The organism is Mesorhizobium sp. M0615 (genome assembly GCF_040320805.1).
Classification (GTDB): domain Bacteria; phylum Pseudomonadota; class Alphaproteobacteria; order Rhizobiales; family Rhizobiaceae; genus Mesorhizobium.
Genome location: NZ_JAMYQI010000019.1, coordinates 20,882 through 34,870 on the forward strand (window position 1 = coordinate 20,882; position 13,989 = coordinate 34,870).

The window sequence follows — 13,989 nt, forward strand, 5'->3', positions numbered from 1 at the left end:
CGAAGCAGACATCATCAAAGGCATCCGCCATTGTTAATCCCGTCCTCAACCTGCAGCCGTGCCCGTTCCCACAAGCCGAGCCGCCGCTTGACTTAGTGGCATGTCGATCACCGTGATTCCGCTTGCCGCAAGAAAACGCGCTTCGTTTCTGGTCAGGGTTTCCGCGTCCATTACGGTGCAATAGGGACCGCGGGAGCGCTTCATGATCTGTCTGGCGTAGGTGCGCAGCATCTGATCGTTGAAGCGGCAGCCAACGAAGAAAAATCCACGGGTGATGCGCCGTTCCTTCACAGCGTCTGGGATCGGTGTCTGGATATCAATTTCGGACAGGACTTCGACGTAGTCGGAATCTGCGACGAGAAAGTTTTGCGCGGGCTTAATACTCCCGTGAGGTGAATAGAGAACCGTCTTGGCCCCCAATCGGGGGTCGAGCTCCCTCCCGGACAAATCGTAGGTTTTCGTCCAAATGTTGCCGATTTCATTCGCGCGCGTGACGCCTTGTATCTCAACGACGTCCGTTCGGCCGGTCTCTACCAGAGCCGTGCGCATCGCGCTGTCATACCAGCTGTCGATGATGAGGGAGAGTGGCAGCCTTGCGAGCCAGGCGTGGAAGGGGGTCGGCCCCACCGGCGCTGCGAATATGTCGGTCATCCAAGCTTGAAGCGTCCGGCGATGCCGGCGCTGTTCGATGAACTGTGCAACCGACCACATATTGGTGCGGATCCTGGAAGGGGCTGGAGCCCGTGCATTGAGTGCCGCGGCAACAACCTCCGGGGTATGCGGCACAGGCGGTTCCACACAGTTCAACTCAAGAAGACCCGGACCGAGATAGGGGATCACCTCATCGGCGGCGAGCGCTTCCTTCGCCAGGTCAAGCAGCTTTTCAGCAAAACTGTCCCGCACAATGACGAGGTGGCCCGATGTCAGGATCGTGTTCATCTCGTTTCCTCGCGACGCACCTAGGGGCAGCATCAGCCCTCTTCGGAAATCTTCCTTGCCTCGACGGTGATCGGCAGACGCGTATCATGTGGGAGATCGGGTAGGAGGAGCCGCCACCCGTTCCTGAGCGTGACCGTTCCGCCCCACAACTCTTCCTTCTCGAGTTTGATGATCGGCTCTTCGAGGTCCTTTTTGGGGACATACGCCGACAAACCAGCATCGGTCCTGCGGATCATGACTTTCATCTGGCCGTCCCTTCATTGGTATTGCTTTTCAGCACTGCAGGGCGCCTCGGCCTCGTCGAGGCTCATCAGTTCACGCGCTCGCATACCGACGACGGTGCCACGGTCGATCCACTCGACCGCATAGATGAAGAACTGCTGGAGAAAGGTGCCAATGTCGCGCACATATCCCTCGTCCCCCTTCCGCACGAGATTTTCGCCGATCTCCCTGCCAGGATAGGTGCCGTCATTCTTTATGTGGCGAGTGGCACGTACCCGCTCTCCCGGCATGAATCGTGGAGGCCTGCGGATTTCGATCTCCTCTTCGCGTCCGAGCGACATGTCCGTTCCCTGATTTCTCTTGCGGCTGAGATTCCGAACAAGGCGTTCCAGGCGTCCTGCGTAGACAGCCCCCAACCATGTCGGCAGTCCAATGTCCGTTACGCAGGAACGCAGGTCTTCGGCACCGGACATACCGAGGCACATTGCTGCGCATCGAAGACCCCCTCGCATTCGGTGCACTTCTGTGACTCGATCACGTAGCTCTCGCCTTTGAACTTGATCGCGCCGGAAGGACATTCGAATTCGCAGGCGCCGCATTGGGTGCATTGGGATGCGATGATCTTGAAAGCCATTTTAACTCCTGGTCCGAATGAATGAGACAGCTCAGGCCGTCGCCGCGAGTGTGGGGGTCCCAGATGCGGCGATGTAAATCGCGCTGATTGCTGTCTCGATATAGTCATGGGCACAGGCGTCGGTGGCTCTGATTCCAGCCTCCGCGAGCTGATCCTGCGGGCAATTTCCAATCTTGGCGCACAGCACGATATCTATGCCTTGAAGCGCTGCGATGACGCCATCGAGGGCGGCTTCTGCGCCCCAGCCGCCAAGGCAATACTTGTCCACCTTCCGATGCCCGACGAAGCTGATCCCTTTCAGCGAGGCTTGATAAACCTGGAATTCCTTCGCATGGCCGAAATGCTCATTGACGCGGCCGCCGCCCTTGGTCGCCACCGCGAAGAGAAGGGACTTGCCGGGGCTCGCTGCCTTGACCAATCCGATCGCTTCTCTCCTAGCCTCGACGTGATCACGGCGCTCCTCCGCGACCAGCTCCCGATAGGCCTTGCGTTTGCTGGCATCGTAGGTGACCTCGCCGGGAATCCGGTCGACTGTGAATTCCTGGCCACGATCTTCTCCGAGCAGGCCCACGGCATCTGCCCGGCACTGCCGGCAGTGGCGCATCAACTGGGCGCCGTTTTCGACACGATCCTGAAGAGCCTTCATCTCCATTGCGTTTGGGCCGCGCTGCCCGCTCAGACCGTAGTGCGTGCCGTGGGCCGGGTCCGAAATCAGCGGCATAAGGTTGTGCAGGAACGCGCCTCGCTCCTTAATCCATCTATTCACCTCGATCAGATGCTCATCATTCACGCCCGGGATCACCACCGAGTTGATTTTGGTGAGGATGCCCCGCGCGGTCAGCATCTCCAGGCCCAACATCTGCCGCTGGTGCAGGATCCGGGTGGCTTCAATGCCGACGTAGCGGCGATGATCGTGAAAGATCCAAGGATAGATCTTTGCACCGACCTCAGGGTCGACCATGTTGATCGTGATCGTCACGTGATCGACATTCATGTCAGCAAGCTCATCGACATGGTCGGGCAGCGCCAGCCCATTCGTGGATATGCAAAACTTGATGTCTGGGATTTCCCTGGCGACCCTGGCGAAGGTCGCCTTCGTCTTCTTCCAGTCGTAGCAGGCGTCGCCCGGTCCGGCGATGCCGAGCACGGAAAGCTGCGGCACCTCGTTGGCGACCGCGATCACCTTGCGTAGCGCCTGGTCGGGCGTCAGCTTTTCAGAGGCCACCCCAGGCCGGCTTTCGTTGGCGCAGTCATATTTGCGATTGCAGTAGTTGCACTGGATGTTGCAGCCCGGCGCGACCGCGACGTGCATACGCGCGAAATAGTGATGCGCCTCTTCTGAAAAGCAGGGGTGATCCTTGATCTTCTCCCAGACAGCCGGATCCGTGTCGTCGGGCTTTGTCGACGAGCCGCAGGACGAAGACGCGCAGCCCCCGAGTTTCATGGTGCCAAGCAACTGGTCACCGAATGTCGTGCTGAGGCTCTCAAGCGAAATTGCCGGTGCAGACATGAACGGCTCCGTTGCTGCGTGATGTCGCAGTTCAAAGCGCAAGAGCTATGCCAGCTCAAAGAGCTGTTTCGGTTCACGAATAGGCTTCTCGTGTCAGATTCCTTCGGATTGCTCCGACACACCTTTGTCGGGCTTACGACAGTGGACAAGCAAATAGGGTCGCGAGGCTAGCAGCCTCGGGCGCGCAGAGTGTGAGCGAGACCACTCCGGGCTGCTTACGCTTGACGTCATCACGACGTCCCGAATTTCTTAACCTTGACACCATGCCGGCGCAGGGCGTACCCGATTATCCAGGGCGTGAGGCCAGGGATACGAGCCGCCCTGGAAGAACCCAACCGGCCTAGTCAATCGCGTCGATCAGCCGGTTGCGTGCCGTCAGATGCGGGCGACAAGCGGCATGGTTCGGATGCGGCCGTAAGAGGAGATACCTTGCTGCGGAGGCGCCGATGCGACTGGCCGGCAGCCGCAATCCGCTTGATCTGTTACGGCCTGTGATATGAGGCGGCGAGTGCCTGATTGAGGTGCGTGGGTATTGCCGGCAGTGGCGGCAATCTCCGGCTCTCCTTCAGCGTCCAGGACGACGATCGCTCAATTACCCGTCTGCAGAAACGTGGGCAGGACGTTCACGACAATTGGCCAGCGTATGGCGAGCGTAATCTCCAGCTCGCTCGGGGCGGTCAGCACCTTCACATATCGTAGAGTCCCTGAGCGGGTATCTGCTTAGGGCATGCTCGATGGGCGGTTCAGGGCCTCGTCGACCCGATCTGCGGCCCGGTGGCTCATAGAGACGACTTCAGCGGTTGTCGTCCAGAGTGAACCTGCATTTTTTATCTGAGGCTGAATTATGCAAGAACAGTATTCGTGCAATTTCTCTTCATTTATTGGCGATTAAAGCAAAAAATGGCATGGCCGAGACTCAGCTGTACTGGATGATCGCCGCCTTAAGTGTGCGTGCGCCGGTCATCCGAATTTAAAGAGGATTCCGAAACCGCCGCGTGGATAGTTCCACTCGATCTCACCACTCGTCTCGCACAAAATCCGGCAGGTGCCGCACTCCATGCAGCCATCGGCAGTGATCTCCACTTGACCCTTGTCGTTCAACTCATAACATTTCGCCGGGCAGACGTGGGTCAGCGCGAGCAAATTCGCGCTCGGCTTCTGGTGCGGTCGCACTTTGATGTGCGGGCGGCCGGAATCCACCAAGTAGCGGTTCTGGTAAAGCTTGTCCTCGACACGTGACTTCGTCGCTGCGCTGGTCATATCGTCTCCCCTCAGCGCCACGCCAATGCAAGGCGGACCGCGTCGCTGACCAGCCCCCAGCGCGAGCGCGCCTTGATGAAGGCCGCCGTGGTCGCCTTTTCCTTCTCGATCTTCGGCGTGCCGTCGACACGCATGAAGTTCTGCGCAGCTTGCGACATCAACCGCGGATAAGTCGTGAAATAATTGCTGGAATTGGTGTGGAGCAAGGCCGGCATGTCTTTGTATTTCCTCAGGTCCTTGACCACGAAGGACTTGTCCAGCATGGCTTTGTAAAGGGCGAGATTCCGTTTGTTCATCGGACCGTTGCGGCTCTTGACCTCGACGATTGCCTCAGCCGCAATGCGGCCGGAGGTCATGGCGAGGTTCGAACCCTCGCGGTGAATCGCGTTGTTCAGTTGCGCGGCATCGCCGACCACGACCCAACCATCGCCAAAGAGCTGCGGAATAGCCTTGTAGCCGCCTTCGGGAATGAGGTGTGCGGAATATTCTTTCACTTCCGAGCCGGCGATCAGCGGCCGGATCGAAGGATGGCTCTTCAAGGCATCAAGGAGAACGTAGGGGCTCTCGACCATCGCGGCAAAATCGGAGACGAGGCAGCCAATGCCCAGTGAGATGGACTCCTTGTTGGTATAGAGGAAGCCGAGCCCGGCCATGCTGCGGGAGGTCGTGCCCACCGCCTCGATCACGCAGCCCTCATCGCCCTTTACGCCGAACCGCTGCTCAATGACCTCTTCGGGCAAGAAATGCATTTCCTTGACGGCGAGGGCGACGGTTTGCGGCTTTGGCATCTCGCGCAGGCCTGCTCGAGTGCCAAGCAGTCCGCAGACACCTTCTGCGAGAACGACCACGTCCGCGTAGATGGCCCCGCCCGCCCGGTCTGTGCGGACGCCGATCACCCTGTCCTTGGCATCACGGATGAGTTCCGTCACGGTCGTCTCGCACAGAACGGTCGCGCCGGCCGCGCGCACCTTACGCGAAAACCATTTATCGAACTGGGCACGGATGATCGTGTATCGGTTGGGCTTCGCCTCATTGAAGTCGTCCGACCTATAGTGAATCCCGGTATGGGATGTGTCGTCCATCACCCAAAGCCGCTGTTCAACCAAATGCCGCTCGAGAGGCGCATCATCCCGGAAATCCGGGATGATCTTCTCCAGCATGTTCGCGTACATGATGGCACCCTGGACATTCTTGGAGCCCGGGTATTCACCCCGCTCCAACTGCAGCACCTTCAGGCCATGGCTGGCCATGGTGTAAGCAGCTGCGTTTCCGGACATGCCTGCCCCAACAACAATGGCGTCGAAGTTTTCCTCGATCATGTCCATCCCCTTAGCTCGAAAGCTTATCGCGACTGTGGGGCGACAGCCGCCGGGTGAAGGCTTCCGTCAGTGCGGGCAGGAAGCGGATCGCGTCGGTGACGATTCCGAGGTGAGCGAAATCGAAAATCGGCGCGTTCGGGTCGGTGTTGATGGCCACGATGAGATCCGCCCCCTCCACGCCAACCCGATGCTGGACGGCGCCGGAAATCCCGGCCGCTATGTAAAGCTTCGGCCGGATCGTCTTGCCAGTTTGGCCGATCTGCCGATCAGCTGGCATCCAGCTCTTCTGGACTAACGGACGCGAACAGCCGTGCTCGGCGCCGATTGCTCGTGCGAGGTTCTTCACAAGCTGCAGGTTCTCCGCCGCGCCAAGACCAAGGCCTCCCGCAACCACGACGTCGGCATAGGCAAGGTTTGCCTTCGCCGACTGATTGTCCGGCAGGAAGCCGAGGACTTTGGTAGCGATCTCGTCCTCGGCAAGCGAAAGCTTGTGCCGGATGACACGCCCGACCGGTTTATCCGTCCGCTGCGGCATGGGCATGACCCTCGGCCGCACGGTCGCCATCTGCGGGCGGAAATTGAGCGTATAGATCGTGCACAACAAGGAACCGCCGAAAGTCGGACGCGTGGCGGCGAGCGAACTGTCGGTATCTACATCGAGTTCGGTGCAGTCGGCCGTGAGCCCCGTCTGCAAGGTCGTCGCCACGGAGCCGGCAAGATCCCTGCCCAGTGTGGTGGCACCGAGAAGAAGGATTTCGGGTTTGTGGGTATCGACCAGATCCGTCAACGCCTTGGTGAAAGGTTCATTCCGATAGTCGGCGAGCAGGGGCGCCTCGGCGATGTAGACAAGGTCAGCGCCATACGCGAATGCTTCGGCAACGGCGTTCCCCACGGCCTCTCCCGGCGGTCCAAGCACGACACCTGCAAGCTGGACCTGAAGCTTGTCTGCTAAGTTGCGGCCTTCGCCGAGCAGTTCGAACGATACCGGATGGACCTCGCCACGTTCGAGCTCGATGAAAACCCAAACGTGCCGATAGTCCTTGAAATGGGCGGGCAATTCCTTCTTTATGCCGGCGCGGCCGGCGGCAGGGCGAGGGGTTTCTCCGTTCGCGGTCGACATCGTTTTGCTCCTTGCCATCACGCGCCGCCGTTAAAGGCGAGCTCATGTTCCAGCGCCGGCTGGCGGGTGAAGATTGCGGTGATGAGTTCGTCAGCGACATCGCGCAAGGCCTTCTCGGCGGTGTCGATTTGTGCCGCCTTTTCAGCTCGAGCAGGAGGGGCGAAAACACGTTTGACGACCGTCGGTGAACCGCGCAGGCCGCATTTGGTGAGATCCTCAATGCCGGCGTCGGCCGCGCTCCATTTCAAGACCTGGCTGCGCGCGGCGCACAAGGCGTCCTGGATCGAGCCCCGGCGGATCTCGTTTGTGCCTTCCAGCATGGTGATGAGGCAAGGGAGCCTGCTCTTCAGCATCTGTGTGCCGCCTTCGGAACGGCGCTCGACCTTGATCTCGCGTGCAGCAAGGTCGACAGAAGGGATCTTCGCGACATAGGTCAGTTGCAGGAGTCCGAGGCGCTTGGCGATGCCGGGCCCGACCTGGGCGGTGTCGCCATCGATCGTCTGCTTGCCGGTGAAGACGAGGTCTGGCGTGCCGAACGTCTCGCCAATCTTCGCGATTGCCTGGGAAAGGGCGAACGAGGTTGCCAGCGTGTCGGAGCCGGCAAAATAGCGGTCGGTCAAGAGCACCGCTCGGTCGGCGCCGTAACCGAGCGCCTTGCGCAGCGCGTCCTCTGCCATGGGCGGACCCATGGTGAGCACAGTGACTTCGCCGCCATGTGCGTCGCGCAGTCTGAGCGCTTCTTCGAGGGCGAACAGGTCGTAAGGGTTGATGATGGTCGGAACACCCTGGCGCATGATCGTGTTCGTGACCGGATGGACCCTTATCTGTGTCGAGTCCGGCACCTGCTTGATGCAGATTACAATGTGCATTGGCGGTTTCTCTAGGCTCCTGTCCGGGTCCGGCATTGCGGTTATCTCCTTTGTCCGCATTATTCGTGCCAAGTCTCTTGCGCTCCCCCTTTCCTACAACTTCGGCTGGTTGCTTCTGACGGCGCTGTGGTGATGACCGCATTTGGCGGCTGCTCGACATTGTCGCGTCGCACCCTTGTCGCCGATCATTCCCGTCCGAACCGCTTCAGTACCGAGTCGAACGGAACAAAGGTGTGACCCGGCGCGGCAGGTTTGTTCGGATCGTGGTCCTTGAGCACCTTGAAAATCCGATGCGTGAGCGGCGAGGAAATCGCAAAGTCCTCGTAAGCGCGTTCGAGCGTCGCGCGCACCCTCGCGGCAATCACCTGGTCGGGCAGACCGGAGAAATCTTCTTCGGCGAGGTATTGGCCCACACGCTTCATGATATGGAGCCGCGAGACATTCAGTACCTTCGGGTCATAGGCGACGCCTAGGACTGAGAAGAATTCCTCTGCAGCCGACAAGCGCTTCAGTCGTGCGAGGATGTCGGTGACATCCATGGGGCGGCTGTCAGCGGAACAATTCATTGCATTCTTCCTGGTCGCAAAACTGTGGCCTCTGTGCGCTCGCGCACGGCTGACTTGGACCCGCACAGCTCGATGAGGGATGCCTCGCTGCACATTCCATCGTAGAGCTCGACCAGTCGAGTTGCAGTGACGGTCGATTTGGTCTCGGCCGCCTCGCGTCGGACGCGGGCCACCATCGCGGCTGCCAGATCCGGGTCGAGATCGCGACCGCTTTCGCTCAGCACATGGGCAATCGCAGTCGCGCCGGAATGCTTGCCGATGACGATCCGCCGGCAGCGGCCCACGAGAGTCGGATCGAGCCCCTGATAAGTACGCGAGTCCTTCAGCAGCCCTGCGACGTGAATGCCGGATTCGTGGGTGAAAACATCGGCGCCGACGACCGGCTTAGTGGCTGCGGTCTGCCGGCGGGCGGCCCAAGCCACCTGGGCGGCGAGGCCGGGCAATGCGGTCAGCTCAATGCCGGTGTCTGCGCCGTCGAAGACTGCCATTGCGGCGGCCACCTCCTCCAGCGCGGCATTGCCCGCACGCTCGCCGAGCCCCAGGACGGTGACGGAGGCATGGCGCGCGCCTGCGCGGATCGCCGCCAGCGTGTTGGCGCCAGCAAGTCCGAGATCGTTGTGCGCATGAAATTCAAGGTCGATTGGAGACTGCACCACGAGCTGGGCGACAAGTTCGAAGGTCGAAAACGGGTCGAGAACACCGACTGTGTCGGCCAGCCTCACGCGGCTTGCGCCGGCGCGTGCGGCCGTCTCGATGACGCGGGCGAGATGATCCCGATTGGCCCGCGAGGCATCCTCGCAGCCCACCGCGACGAAGAAGCCGGCATCGGCGGCGCGCCTGACCATATGATCGATGACCTGGAGCGCTCCCGCCTTGTCGAGGCCGAGCTTGGCGGCAAGTTGGATGTCCGACGCAGGCAGCGACAAATTGACCGCTTGGACGCCGCTCTCGATCGCTGCATCGAGATCCAACGACGTCATCCGGCACCAGGCCATGAGCCGAACCGGAAGACGCCGCGCTACCACGGCGCGAATTGTTTCCATCTCGTCGACGCCCATGACCGGCGTGCCGATCTCGATCTCTGTCACGCCAGCCGCCGCAAGAGACTCAGCGATCTCCAGCTTTTCCGTCGTGGTGAAGGCGACGCCCGGCGCCTGCTCGCCATCGCGCAAGGTCGTATCGTTGAGGGAGACATGACCGGTCATGACAGGCAGCCTGTTCTTCTGCGGCTCACGCATAGACCGGACTACCCGGCCCAGAACCGGAAAAGCTGCGCAGCTTCCCCACGATTCCCGGCATGACCTCGAGCACCCGGTCGATGTCCTCTTCGCTGTTGTCCCGCGCCAAGGAGAAGCGGACTGCCGCGTGTGGCGTTTTCATCGCGCTTAGGACATGGCTTGGTTCCAGAGAGCCGGAGGTGCAGGCCGAGCCAGAGGAACACGCGATGCCAATGCGGCTGAGGAGAAGTGGAATTCCATCACTTTCGACATGTTCGAAGGAGATGTTTGCGGTGTTGGGCAACCGTTGCAAGGGATCACCAGTGACACAGGTGCTTGGGATGCGCTGGAGGATCCCGCCCTCCAGGCGATCGCGGAGCGACTTTACCCGTGTGGTCTCGTCGTCCATGAATTTCAAGGCGAGTTCGGCCGCCGTGCCGAGCCCGGCTATGCCGGGCGTATTCTCGGTTCCAGCACGCCGGTTGTGCTCTTGGTGACCCCCCTTGATCAGCGAATGGAAATCGACGCCACGTTTTACGAAAAGCGCACCGATCCCTTTCGGCCCGTGCAGCTTGTGGCCGGAGAGCGACAGCATGTCGATTGCGGTCGACTTCAGGTCCATCGGAAGCTTGCCGACCGCCTGCACAGCATCGGTATGGAATAGGGCGCCCACTTCCTTGGCCAACTCGGAAAGCCTTGCCACGGGGAAGATCACACCAGTCTCGTTGTTCGCCCACATTATTGACACGATTGCAACCTGTGGGGTGAGGGCGGCCATATAGGCGTCGAGATCGAGCCGACCACGGCAATCCACCGGGATCCTGTGCACCTTGAGGCGGCGGGTCTTCTCAAGATGCTCGCAGAGCGTCAGCACGGCGGGATGCTCGACCGCGGACGTCACGATCTCGGTTCGGTTGGGCGCCGCCTCGAGCGCTGAAAGAAGCGCTGCATTGTCGCTTTCTGTCCCACCCGAGGTGAAAGTGATCTCATCCTCGAACTCCGCGCCGATCAGAGCTTGCAACTGCCTCCGCGCCTTTCTCACCGCCGCACTGACTGAGGCGCCAAGAGCGTGTGCCGACGAAGGGTTGCCGAATTGATCCCTAAAGAACGGCAACATCGCTTGCACGACCTCAGGATCGACCCGTGTGGTTGCGTTGTTGTCGAGGTAGACAGGCTTCATAGGTGCGATCCTCAGTTAAACAGAATGACGCGAGCGCTAGACCGACTCGTTGAGCCTCTGGCGCATGCCGTTGATGATCATTTGAACTGGCAGTGCGCGCAGGCGCCCGGAGTGTTTGACGTAAACCGGATCTCCGTCGATATGGACATGTTCGCAGTGGCCGTAGGTCAGCCGGCAGGTAAGGACGCCCGAACGCGATAACGCTACCGATGAGCCGAATTTGGCGCAGCGGCGCGATTTGTCCGCAAGCAGCTCGGGTGCCACCAGGAACCGAGCTGCTTCGGGAGGCGACGTTCTTTGAATCCTACTGGGAGCGAATGGCAGTCCCGAGATCGGCTTTGACCTTGTCTTGTTTTTTAGGACGGGGACATCTGTTGTGCCGGCCATATAAGTCTCCTCTGCCGCAAAATCACTCTGTCGGCCGCACAGGCGCTTCGGGCGCTTAACTGAAGGACTTGCCGCAGCCGCACTTTTCGCGCGCATTGGGGTTATCGAAGACAAAACCGGAAGATTGGAGCCCGGTGAGGAAGTCGACGGTCATGCCGGCTACATGGGGTTGGGAGCCCGCGTCCACGAACAGCTTGACCCCATCTGTGTCAGTGATCGCGTCGCCCTCGCGCGACACGCTCTCCAGGCCCATTAAGTATTTGAAGCCTGCGCAGCCGCCGGCCTCGACCATAATGCGAAAGCCTTCCGCCGGCTCGCTGGCACGGCAAAGAGCAGTCTTGAAGGCGGCAACAGCGTTGTCGGTGAGCGTAATCATGGCTCCATTCTCCTCAGTCCGCGACCTGCTTGCCCATCACGTTGCATGCACCGTGCCAAAGCCAAAAAACGTTTCAACACAGCGCGGCATCTCTCGCACTGGTGCCTCTTGATTGCTGATAAGGTGTCGGCCAATCGACACGTGCTGTCGGGTTTGTCGGGTCCGGCACGAGGGATGTTGGCCTGAGTTCTTGGGTGAACTCACATCACCAAGGACAGAACTTCTTCTGAGCTTGCCTCGGCGCAATTGGCACGGTTTTTGAAGCTCCGTTTGGCGAGACGGCAAGAGCATGCCGATCCACAACCATGCCGTGGGTGCCATCGCGATGGATGGGGCGAAGCAAGGGAGTAACATGTCAGGACCGTGGTCAGATACGCGTTGTTGGCAAAGCAGCGCCGCTCGTGGCATCCGAATGCCCGCTTGGCCGATTGCGACAACATCCATACTGGCTCACTACCGCCCAGTAGCCGCCGACCGGCTCGATGGGATGCCATCGGCATGTGGCTGCTCGCCGGTTTTCGCATCGGTGCGACGCCGTGCGCACGCTGTCCAGCGACACCTTGTTCATGGGCCAGCAGCAGATCAGGATCGAGCATTTCGGCGCGCCTTATCGGCTGAAGATTCCCGGGCAGGGCAGATGATCCTCACACGTCGTAGAAACAGGGGTAAGCATGGACCAACGCGAGAAACCGTCGCCCGACGAAATCCGGCGGGCGTGCAAAGACAATCCGAAGATCCGGGAGCATGATCTCGCCGCTCGATTGGGCATTTCGGAAGCCGAGTTGGTCGCGGCGCATTGTGGTCACGGCGCGGTGCGCATCGAGCCGCGCGTCGATGATCTGCTGACCGGCCTCGAAGCGGTCGGCGAGGTGATGGCGGTCACCAGCAACGAAAGTGCCGTGCACCAAAAGATTGGCGTCTACGGCAAAGTGGTCACCGGCAACCAGCATGCCATACTGCTCGGCGACGAGATCGACCTGCGCATCTTCCCGAAAGCGTGGGCGTATGGCTTCGCCGTCGAGAAGCGCGAGGGGGCCGAGATCCGCCGCAGCCTGCAATTCTTTGATGCCACCGGCGAGGCGATGCACAAAGCTCATCTCACGCCCGCCTCGAACCTGCAGGCCTATCAGGATCTGACGGCAGAGCTTGTATCCCCCGACCAGGAGCCGATCATATCGCTCGAGGCGAGCGGGGCGCGCGATAACGCAGTGAGTCCAGACCACGCCACCACGGTCGACGACCTACGCGAGCACTGGGGCCGGCTAAGCGACGTGCATCAGTTCTACCATATGTTGAAGACACTGAAGCTCAGCCGCTGCCAGGCGATGCGTATGGCCGACGAGGATGACGCCTGGCTACTCGACAATGATGCCATTGGCGCCCTGTTCCAACAGGCGGCCGAAGACGAGATGCCGATCATGTGCTTTGTCGGCAATCGTGGTTGCATTCAGATCCATTCCGGCCCGATCAGGTCGGTCAAGCAGATCGGGCCGCGGATCAATGTGCTCGAAGAGACCTTCCATCTGCATCTTAGGACCCATCGCATCCGCGAGGTCTGGGCCGTGCGCAAGCCGACGAGGGATGGTCACGTTACGTCCATTGAAGCCTATGGCGCGGACGGCAAGATGATCATCCAGTTCTTCGGCACGCGCAAGGAAGGCGAACGCGAGGGCAGCGACTGGCGGTTTCTGGCCGAGAGTCTGCCACGCGTTCCCGGTCCGACCTCCAGGGGTGTGTTGACTGCCGACAGGTCCTCGGATTGAATTGGCCGCGATAGGACTCAGCACCACGTTCCGACAGCGGCTCGCGAGCAAATCTAGGTCCATGAGCGGAAAGGATGCCGTCGTAGCGCATGCGCATGGTCAGGTGATGCACGCCGGAATGGACCGCATCTATACAGTCAAGCTGGTCGCCGGTCGGCACCGGTGCGCACGAGTGCATCGCCGTCTGCCGGAAAAGCCTTGCAGCGCCTGCGAGCGATAAAACGCATACGCCATCAGCGCCGAACCGAAGCGCGGCTTGACCTTTTTGATATTTCCGATCGTCTCGCGCAAGCGCCGTCGGGTCTTCTCGGACCGCACCCGATCCTTGCGCTGGATCGCGTCATTGCTCAATCCGGGCCGTGCGAGCGATCTACTCGCTCGTCGACCGGCAGGCTGTGCAGCAACAGCCAAGCCGAACAGCCCGATGTCGCGGGCTCGACAAAACCGACCACGGATGTCGGTTGTCGGACGTTGTCATAAGAATGATGGACAGGTGATCATCAGCGGCAGACCCAGCGCAGGCTGGCATTGCTTGGTGCACCGCCATGGCTACCCTATCCGGCACGCGACTTGCTTCGACAATTTGATCAGCAGGGCAGAGGTGATTGACCAGTCTCTCAAACCCTA

Annotated in this window: 16 protein-coding genes; 2 read left to right on the plus strand and 14 right to left on the minus strand. The window is 60.4% G+C overall.

The genetic code is table 11. From position 1 onward, the window contains the following. Window positions 1–45: 45 nt before the first annotated feature. The 14 genes from NKI46_RS26930 to NKI46_RS26995 form a co-directional block, all read right to left on the minus strand. Window positions 46–939 (minus strand): SIR2 family NAD-dependent protein deacylase, encoded by an 894-nt coding sequence (locus NKI46_RS26930; RefSeq protein WP_023829769.1) that lies wholly within the window; start codon window positions 937–939, stop codon window positions 46–48. 32 nt (window positions 940–971) lie between these two features. Beyond that, complete coding sequence (nifT, locus tag NKI46_RS26935) at window positions 972–1,184, minus strand: putative nitrogen fixation protein NifT (RefSeq protein ID WP_023672220.1); 213 nt, start codon at window positions 1,182–1,184, stop codon at window positions 972–974. Between the two features lie 12 nt (window positions 1,185–1,196). Beyond that, a complete protein-coding gene (locus tag NKI46_RS26940) occupies window positions 1,197–1,502 on the minus strand; it encodes a nitrogen fixation protein NifZ (RefSeq protein WP_023748899.1) in 306 nt (101 codons plus the stop codon). A gap of 98 nt (window positions 1,503–1,600) precedes the next feature. After that, window positions 1,601–1,795, minus strand: a complete 195-nt coding sequence (locus NKI46_RS26945) for a 4Fe-4S dicluster domain-containing protein (protein WP_023672218.1) — start codon at window positions 1,793–1,795, stop codon at window positions 1,601–1,603. A 31-nt stretch (window positions 1,796–1,826) separates the two neighbouring features. Next, window positions 1,827–3,305, minus strand: a complete 1,479-nt coding sequence (gene nifB / locus NKI46_RS26950; protein WP_023708818.1) for a nitrogenase cofactor biosynthesis protein NifB — start codon at window positions 3,303–3,305, stop codon at window positions 1,827–1,829. A gap of 960 nt (window positions 3,306–4,265) precedes the next feature. Continuing rightward, entirely contained in the window at window positions 4,266–4,565 is a 300-nt protein-coding gene (locus NKI46_RS26955) for a ferredoxin family protein (RefSeq protein ID WP_023687351.1), read from the minus strand. An 11-nt stretch (window positions 4,566–4,576) separates the two neighbouring features. Then, window positions 4,577–5,884, minus strand: coding sequence for an FAD-binding protein (locus tag NKI46_RS26960; protein WP_023687350.1), 1,308 nt, complete (start codon window positions 5,882–5,884; stop codon window positions 4,577–4,579). Window positions 5,885–5,894: 10 nt separating this feature from the next. After that, window positions 5,895–7,004, minus strand: coding sequence for an electron transfer flavoprotein subunit alpha/FixB family protein (locus tag NKI46_RS26965; protein WP_023685019.1), 1,110 nt, complete (start codon window positions 7,002–7,004; stop codon window positions 5,895–5,897). A gap of 17 nt (window positions 7,005–7,021) precedes the next feature. Continuing rightward, window positions 7,022–7,873: an electron transfer flavoprotein subunit beta/FixA family protein gene (locus NKI46_RS26970; RefSeq protein ID WP_023727118.1), complete on the minus strand. Its 852-nt coding sequence runs from the start codon at window positions 7,871–7,873 to the stop codon at window positions 7,022–7,024. A gap of 185 nt (window positions 7,874–8,058) precedes the next feature. After that, window positions 8,059–8,439, minus strand: a complete 381-nt coding sequence (gene nifW / locus NKI46_RS26975; protein WP_023687348.1) for a nitrogenase stabilizing/protective protein NifW — start codon at window positions 8,437–8,439, stop codon at window positions 8,059–8,061. Beyond that, window positions 8,436–9,644, minus strand: a complete 1,209-nt coding sequence (gene nifV / locus NKI46_RS26980) for a homocitrate synthase (RefSeq protein ID WP_023727119.1) — start codon at window positions 9,642–9,644, stop codon at window positions 8,436–8,438. The genes nifW and nifV overlap by 4 nt, the downstream gene beginning before the upstream one ends. A 25-nt stretch (window positions 9,645–9,669) precedes the next feature. Continuing rightward, on the minus strand, window positions 9,670–10,836 hold the full coding sequence (gene nifS / locus NKI46_RS26985) for a cysteine desulfurase NifS (RefSeq protein ID WP_023672209.1): 1,167 nt from the start codon (window positions 10,834–10,836) through the stop codon (window positions 9,670–9,672). Between the two features lie 36 nt (window positions 10,837–10,872). Beyond that, on the minus strand, window positions 10,873–11,223 hold the full coding sequence (locus NKI46_RS26990; RefSeq protein ID WP_155923868.1) for a hypothetical protein: 351 nt from the start codon (window positions 11,221–11,223) through the stop codon (window positions 10,873–10,875). A gap of 55 nt (window positions 11,224–11,278) precedes the next feature. Further along, window positions 11,279–11,599 (minus strand): HesB/IscA family protein, encoded by a 321-nt coding sequence (locus NKI46_RS26995; protein ID WP_023672207.1) that lies wholly within the window; start codon window positions 11,597–11,599, stop codon window positions 11,279–11,281. 536 nt (window positions 11,600–12,135) lie between these two features. Here NKI46_RS26995 and hemP point away from each other — a divergent pair. Together hemP and NKI46_RS27005 are read left to right on the plus strand one after the other, a co-directional pair. Continuing rightward, window positions 12,136–12,240 (plus strand): hemin uptake protein HemP, encoded by a 105-nt coding sequence (gene hemP, locus NKI46_RS27000; RefSeq protein ID WP_023685012.1) that lies wholly within the window; start codon window positions 12,136–12,138, stop codon window positions 12,238–12,240. 30 nt (window positions 12,241–12,270) lie between these two features. Beyond that, entirely contained in the window at window positions 12,271–13,362 is a 1,092-nt protein-coding gene (locus NKI46_RS27005; RefSeq protein WP_023672205.1) for a hemin-degrading factor, read from the plus strand. Window positions 13,363–13,989: the final 627 nt, after the last annotated feature.